The following is a 6,557-nucleotide window of genomic DNA, read 5'->3' on the forward strand; positions in this document are numbered from 1 at the left end:
GGCCTCGTCGCCCAAGCCGCGTAGCGGCTTCGGGGGGATGGGCGACAGGCCGAATAGATCGGAGAATTGGGCGGCACCTGCTGTGCGGGCCGGCGCCAGCGTGGCCGGAAACGAGCCCCGCGAAGTTGCAGGCCTACGCCGGGGGTGGCTCCGGCCCGCGCGCCCCTGCGGGGCGCAGGGTTTCGGCCTTGGGGTTGTGTCCGTGCGCCATGGGAAATCCTGTCAAAACGCCCAGGTGCATTTTGACGATTTCCCTATTAAAGCGGTGGCGCGCGGTGCTTTCAGTCGCCCGCGGCTATTCTTGCCGGATTGGCTCACCGCCAATCGGCAGAATATGCCTTCTTACGCGGGCGCGCGACTGTCGAGCATTGAACCGGACGGAACTGCCCTACGCGGGCGGTGTCCGGGTGACCCCGACGGGACGGAGCGATGCTCACGCATCGCTGCGGCTGTGTCGGCCCAATTGGTAGAGGCTGCCTTGGGGTAGACCCGGCTATTTCGGAGTGCCCGAAGGCACCGTTTATTCCGAGAGGCAACGCAACTGAAGACCGTGGCCGCGGCTGAGCACGCTGTTGGGGAGGAGGCTTTGCGAATAGAAATAGAAGGTCATTCCAGAGGCCCCGCTGACCGTGGAACCCCAGCTGAACCCGTCGTTGCCGATCTCCTTTGCTATGCCTTCCCAGCCCGTCCGTCCGAAGTCGCGGTAGCCCGGGGCGGGGGCGTCCGACATACGAAATCGGCCCTATATGGGCCGAGGCCCTGCAATAAGACAGATTCCGAGATGCCATGTATATCGTAAATACCACCTTTATCGTCGAGCCCGCCGTGCATGAACGGTGGTACGACTTGTTTGTGAGGCAGTTCGTGCCCTTTCTGCGCGCCGGCGGATTCGGCGGCGACGACGCGAGGATGATCTTCACCCGCGTGCTGACCGACCACGGCGATCCGCACTACACCTACTCCTTGCAGGTCGACGTGCCCGACACGGCCGAATACCAGCGGTTCATGACCGATATGATCGGCGAATACGCCTCGATCACCGGCCCGCTGTTCGGCGAGCAGGCCTTGTATTTTACCTCATTGCTCAAAAAAATAGAAATTTGACTTTGCGAACCGTAGCCAATCCGATGAAAATGATCCGACCTTTTTCGAATCTGCTGATTCCGACCCTTCTGCTGCTGATGTGCCGCACCGCCTCCGCGCAACACAAGAGCGAAATACCGGTGCTTGCCGGGGAACACTGGTGGGGCGCTTATACCACTGCCGGCGCCGCGATGCCTTTCGCGGCTGCTGACCGGAGCTATCGGCTGGGCGCGGATAATCTGGAGAACCAGTCCGCTCCGTTTCTCGTCTCCAGCCTCGGGCGGTATATCTGGAGCGAAGCGCCGTTTACCTTCCGGTTCGACGGCCGGAAATTCGTGATCGATTCGCCCGTCGGAGACATCCGGGCCGTGAAAGCCGGGAAAACCTTGCGCGAGGCGGTGATTCTCGGGAAAAACGCCCGCTTCCGCTCCAACGGACAGACCCCGCCCGAACTCTTTTTCAGCCGCCCGCAGTACAACACCTGGATCGAGTTGCAATACGACCAGACTCAGGAGGCGATCGAACGCTACGCGGACGACATTCTGGCCAACGGCTTTCCGGCCGGAGTGCTGATGGTCGACGACAACTGGCAGCGGTACTACGGCAACTTCGACTTCAAGGCCGAACGTTTTCCCGATCCGAAAGGGATGATCGACCGGTTGCACGCCAAAGGCTTCAAAGTCATGCTCTGGATATCGCCTTTCGTGAGCCCCGACAGTCCCGAGTTTCGCGAACTGCAGGCCAAAGGCTATCTTATCCGGGCCAAAGGGACGGACAAAGCCGCGATTATCCCGTGGTGGAACGGTTACAGCGCCTGTTACGACCTGACCAACCCGGCGGCGTTCGCTCATTTGCAGAGCCGGCTCGAACGCATGCAGCGGGAGTATGGCGTCGACGGCTTCAAGTTCGATGCGGGGGATACCCGTTTTTATGATTCCGCGACACAGGATTACCACGACCCGGACGCCCGGGCGGTCGATCACCTGCAGCGCTGGGGCGAGCTGGGGAGCCGCTTCCCGTACAACGAATTCCGTGCCGCGTGGGGATTGCAGGGGCTGCCCCTCGTGCAGCGGCTCGCCGACAAGAACCACAGCTGGGAGGCCTTGCGACGGCTGGTTCCCGAGATGGTCAACGCCGGGCTGATGGGGTATCCCTACACCTGTCCCGATATGGTCGGAGGCGGTCAGGTGGCCGACTTTTCGGCCGAAGCGCAGGAGCGGCTGGATCAGGATCTGATCGTCCGGTCGGCCCAGTTGCAGGCCATGATGCCGATGATGCAGTTCTCGGTCGCGCCGTGGCGCGTGCTCGATGCCGAACACCTCGGCTACTGCCGGGCGGCGGCGGAACTGCACGAAAAGCTGGCCTCCTACTTGCTCGAAACCGCCGCACAGGCCGCCAAGACCGGCGAACCGATGGTGCGGAGCATGGAGTATATGTATCCCAACAAAGGGTTCTGGGACTGCCGCGACCAGTATATGCTGGGGGCGAAATACCTCGTGGCGCCGATGGTGACGGACGAAGGCAAGCGGACGGTGCGTCTGCCGCGCGGAACCTGGGTGGACGACGAAGGGAAACGCTTCAAAGGGCCGTTGGTGATGGAGATTTCCGTCCCGCTCGGCCGCATTCCCTATTACGAGCTGAAACGGTAGGGGCCGCCCGGTCCGGATACCACAGGAAAAGGGATGTTTGACAAAATGTCAGGCATCCCTTTTTTGGCAGGAAGTTTGCAGGATTTAACGGACAAATAACCGGAAATAATTATAAAATCTATAACACGATTATGACAACCAGTAATTTAACCATCAAGGCCCAGGAGCTGCTCCAACAGGCGGTGAACCTCGCCGTCGCCGGCGGACAGCAGGCCGTCGAACCGGCCCACATCCTGAGCGCCATGCTCCGCGAGGAGGACTCCATCGGCGTCTACCTGCTCGGCAAAGTGGGGGCCAATATGACCGCCCTCCGGACGGCTGTGCAGAACGATCTCTCGCGGCTGCCCAAAGTACAAGGCGGCGAACCCTACCTCTCCTCCGAGAGCAACCAGGTGATGCAGAAAGCCATGCAGGCTACCACGCAGTTCGGCGATAAATACGTCACCCCGGAACACATTCTTCTGGGGCTGGCCGAAGTGGGGCGGCTGCTCAAAGACGCCGGCGTGACCGCCAAGGAGCTCACCGCGGCGATCAAGGAGCTCCGCAAAGGGACGACTGTCGACAGCCAGACCAACGAACAGCAGTTCGACGCGCTGGGCAAATACGCCATCAACCTGATCGAGCAGGTGCGGAAAGGCAAGCTCGACCCCGTGATCGGGCGCGACGAAGAGATTCGGCGCGTGCTCCAGATTCTGACCCGGCGGACGAAGAACAACCCGATTCTGGTCGGTGAGCCGGGCGTCGGGAAGACTGCCATCGCCGAGGGGCTGGCCCATCGGATCGTCGAGGGCGACGTGCCGGAAAACCTGAAAGACAAACAGCTCTTTTCGCTCGATATGGGGGCCCTGATCGCCGGGGCCAAGTACAAAGGCGAGTTCGAAGAGCGGCTCAAAGCCGTAGTCAAGGAGGTGACCGACTCCGACGGCCAGATCATCCTCTTCATCGACGAAATCCATACGCTGGTCGGCGCCGGTGGCGGCGAGGGGGCGATGGATGCCGCCAATATCCTGAAACCGGCTCTGGCGCGCGGCGAGCTGCGTTCGATCGGGGCGACGACCTTAGACGAGTACCAGAAATATTTCGAAAAGGACAAAGCCCTCGAACGGCGGTTCCAGAAGGTGATGGTCGACGAACCGAGCGTGCCCGATGCCATCTCGATCCTCCGCGGGCTGAAGGAACGTTACGAAAACCACCACAAGGTGCGGATCAAAGATGAGGCGATCATCGCTTCGGTCGAGCTCTCGCACCGTTACATCACCTCGCGGTTCCTGCCGGACAAGGCGATCGACCTGATCGACGAGGCGGCGGCCAAGCTCCGTACCGAGATGAACTCCGTCCCGGAAGAGATCGATGAGCTCGACCGGCGGGTGCGGCAGCTCGAAATCGAGCGCGAGGCGATCCGCCGCGAAAACGACGATAAGAAGGTCGAGGAGCTGACCCAGCAGATCGAGGAGCTCAACGCGCAGCGGAACTCGTTGCGGGCCAAGTGGCAGGGCGAACGCGACATCATCGAGGGGATTCAGAAGGAGAAAGAGGCGATCGACAACTTCAAAATGGAGGCGGTCGACGCGGAACGGCGCGGCGACTACGGCCGGGTGGCCGAGCTGCGGTACGGCAAGATTCAGGAGTCGGAGAAGGAGATCGAACGGTTGCAGGCGCAGCTGGGCGAGAACCAGAACGACAATCCGATGATCAAGGAGGAGGTCGATGCCGAGGATATCGCCGGTGTGGTATCGCGTTGGACGGGGATTCCGGTGAGCCGGATGCTGGCCAGCGAACGCGAAAAGCTCCTCTTCATGGAGGACGAGCTCCACAAACGGGTGATCGGTCAGGACGAGGCGATTCGGGCCATTTCGGATGCCGTGCGGCGTTCGCGGGCCGGGTTGCAGGATCCGCACAAGCCGATCGGGTCGTTTATCTTCCTCGGGACGACCGGGGTGGGGAAGACCGAGCTGGCCAAGGCGCTGGCCGAGTTCCTCTTCAACGACGCCAACCTGATGACCCGGATCGACATGAGCGAATACCAGGAGCGGCACAGCGTGTCGCGGCTGATCGGGGCGCCTCCGGGATACGTGGGTTACGACGAAGGGGGGCAGCTGACCGAGGCGGTGCGGCGCAAGCCCTATTCGGTGGTGCTGCTCGACGAGATCGAAAAGGCACATCCGGATGTCTTCAATATCCTGCTCCAGGTGCTGGACGACGGCCGGCTGACCGACAACAAGGGGCGGACGGTCGATTTCCGCAACACGATCATCATCATGACCTCGAACATCGGGTCGCACATCATCAATGAGCGGTTCGACGGGCTGAACGACAAGGAGATGGCGGTGGACAAGCGGGACGGCATTATCGAGTCGACGAAGAACGAGCTGATGGATCTGCTGAAACAGACGATCCGTCCGGAGTTCCTGAACCGGATCGATGAGATCATCATGTTCCTGCCGCTGACGCTGGCCGATGTGCGTCAGATTGTGACGCTGCAGATCAACGCCCTGACACGGATGCTGGCCCAGAGCGGTATCGAGCTGGCGGTGAGCGACCGGGCGGTCGACTGGCTGGCCGAGGACGGGTTCGATCCGCAGTTCGGGGCACGGCCCATCAAGCGGTCGTTGCAGCGGAATCTGGTGAACGAGCTTTCGAAACAGATTCTCGGCGGCCGGGTGAACAAAGAGAAACCGGTGCTGGTCGATGCGTCGGATGCCGGTCTGACCTTCTCGAACTAAACAGCGTCGAGGTATAAGAGAAGCGGGTGCGCAACTGTAACAACAGTTGCGCACCCGCTTTTTGCGTTTTTGACCGGTTCGTACTTGTCGTTCTTCCGTTTATTCCGAGAGGCAACGCAACTGTTGACCGTAGGCCCGGTACGTCGGGCTGCTGGGGTTGAGTACCGTCGCGTTGAAGTACAAGTACATACCCCGGTAGTGGTCGCCCGAATCGTAGGACGTGGACGACCAGCTGAACCCGCTGCTGCCGATGCCCCACAACGTACCCGCATTGCCACTGCGGCTGCCCGGGGCGGGGTTTTCACTACCAGCCCGGGTTCGAAGTTCTCAATCAGTCGAGGCATCCGTTTATTCCGAGAGGCAACGCAACTGACGACCGTAGGCACGGGTGTCTGTGCTACTGGCGTTGAAACCGTTAGGATAGATATCCAAGAATATGCCGAAAGTCCCGCTCGTTGTCGACGACCAGTTGTAACCGCTGTAGCCGAAGCCGTCCAGCGTGCCCGTTGATGCGATGCGGTAGCCCGGGGCGGGGTGTTGGGTGTTTTCTCGCGCGCCTTTGGGAAATCCAGTCAAAACGTGCCAGCACATTTTGACGATTTCCCTATTAAGGCGTGGCGCGCGGGTTATCAACGTTTGTTTGAGTCGCCCGCTGGAATTTCATCTCGGTTTTGCTCCCCGCAAAACGAGTGAAATTCCTCTTTAAGCGGTGCGGGCGGTGCGTGCCGCACTCCCAATTGGCAGCCTCTATCCCAACCGGACGGAACTGCCCTCGGGCCGGGCGGGCCCCGCGTGCCCGCGGTGGGCAGATGGCTGTGTCGGCGTGGGGTAGAGGCTGCTTGTTAGGGTAGACCCGGCCATTTGTGAGTGCGACACGCCCCGTTTATTCCGAGAGGCAACGCAACTGAAGACCGGAGGCACGGTAGTACGTGTTGCTGGGATCGAGATCCTGCGTGCTGAACCACAAGAACCGCCCGCGGATACCGCTCACCGCAGACGACCAACTGTACCCGTTGCCGCCGACGTGGCCCGGCGCGCCCGAGGTGCCGTGGCGGTAGCCCGGGGCGGGGTACCAGGCAAGCGGGGTTCCCGTACCGGAGGT

Annotated in this window: 6 protein-coding genes and 1 pseudogene; 3 read left to right on the forward strand and 4 right to left on the reverse strand. The window is 61.2% G+C overall.

All coding sequences use genetic code 11. The features are described 5' to 3' along the window. Window positions 1-520: 520 nt before the first annotated feature. The gene (locus tag QZ292_RS08975) at window positions 521-730 is read right to left on the reverse strand and encodes a hypothetical protein (protein WP_294600746.1); all 210 of its coding nucleotides are present in this window, start codon (window positions 728-730) and stop codon (window positions 521-523) included. Between the two features lie 56 nt (window positions 731-786). Here QZ292_RS08975 and QZ292_RS08980 point away from each other — a divergent pair, with 56 nt between their 5' ends. From QZ292_RS08980 to clpB, 3 genes are all read left to right on the forward strand, one after another. Further along, entirely contained in the window at window positions 787-1,104 is a 318-nt protein-coding gene (locus QZ292_RS08980; RefSeq protein ID WP_294600749.1) for a DUF4286 family protein, read from the forward strand. Then, the gene (locus QZ292_RS08985) at window positions 1,101-2,732 is read left to right on the forward strand and encodes a glycoside hydrolase family 31 protein (protein WP_365331463.1); all 1,632 of its coding nucleotides are present in this window, start codon (window positions 1,101-1,103) and stop codon (window positions 2,730-2,732) included. The genes QZ292_RS08980 and QZ292_RS08985 overlap by 4 nt, the downstream gene beginning before the upstream one ends. A gap of 131 nt (window positions 2,733-2,863) precedes the next feature. Beyond that, on the forward strand, window positions 2,864-5,455 hold the full coding sequence (clpB, locus tag QZ292_RS08990) for an ATP-dependent chaperone ClpB (protein ID WP_294600751.1): 2,592 nt from the start codon (window positions 2,864-2,866) through the stop codon (window positions 5,453-5,455). A 99-nt stretch (window positions 5,456-5,554) separates the two neighbouring features. On the opposite strand, the gene QZ292_RS08995 is transcribed toward clpB, so the two are convergent. The 3 genes and pseudogenes from QZ292_RS08995 to QZ292_RS09005 form a co-directional block, all read right to left on the reverse strand. Beyond that, the gene (locus tag QZ292_RS08995) at window positions 5,555-5,716 is read right to left on the reverse strand and encodes a hypothetical protein (RefSeq protein ID WP_294600753.1); all 162 of its coding nucleotides are present in this window, start codon (window positions 5,714-5,716) and stop codon (window positions 5,555-5,557) included. Window positions 5,717-5,803: 87 nt separating this feature from the next. Next, window positions 5,804-6,031: a hypothetical protein gene (locus QZ292_RS09000; protein ID WP_294600755.1), complete on the reverse strand. Its 228-nt coding sequence runs from the start codon at window positions 6,029-6,031 to the stop codon at window positions 5,804-5,806. A 307-nt stretch (window positions 6,032-6,338) separates the two neighbouring features. Further along, window positions 6,339-6,557 (reverse strand): annotated as a pseudogene (locus tag QZ292_RS09005) (hypothetical protein); the annotation flags it as partial.

This window comes from uncultured Rikenella sp., assembly GCF_910577125.1.
Taxonomy (GTDB): Bacteria; Bacteroidota; Bacteroidia; order Bacteroidales; family Rikenellaceae; genus Rikenella.

What these genes read in the sequence shown, in the direction of transcription:
- QZ292_RS08975 (WP_294600746.1), bottom strand. Translation starts at nt 730, where the DNA reads ATGTCGGACGCCCCCGCCCCGGGCTACCGCGACTTCGGACGGACGGGC.
- QZ292_RS08980 (WP_294600749.1), top strand. Translation starts at nt 787, where the DNA reads ATGTATATCGTAAATACCACCTTTATCGTCGAGCCCGCCGTGCATGAA.
- clpB (WP_294600751.1), top strand. Translation starts at nt 2,864, where the DNA reads ATGACAACCAGTAATTTAACCATCAAGGCCCAGGAGCTGCTCCAACAG.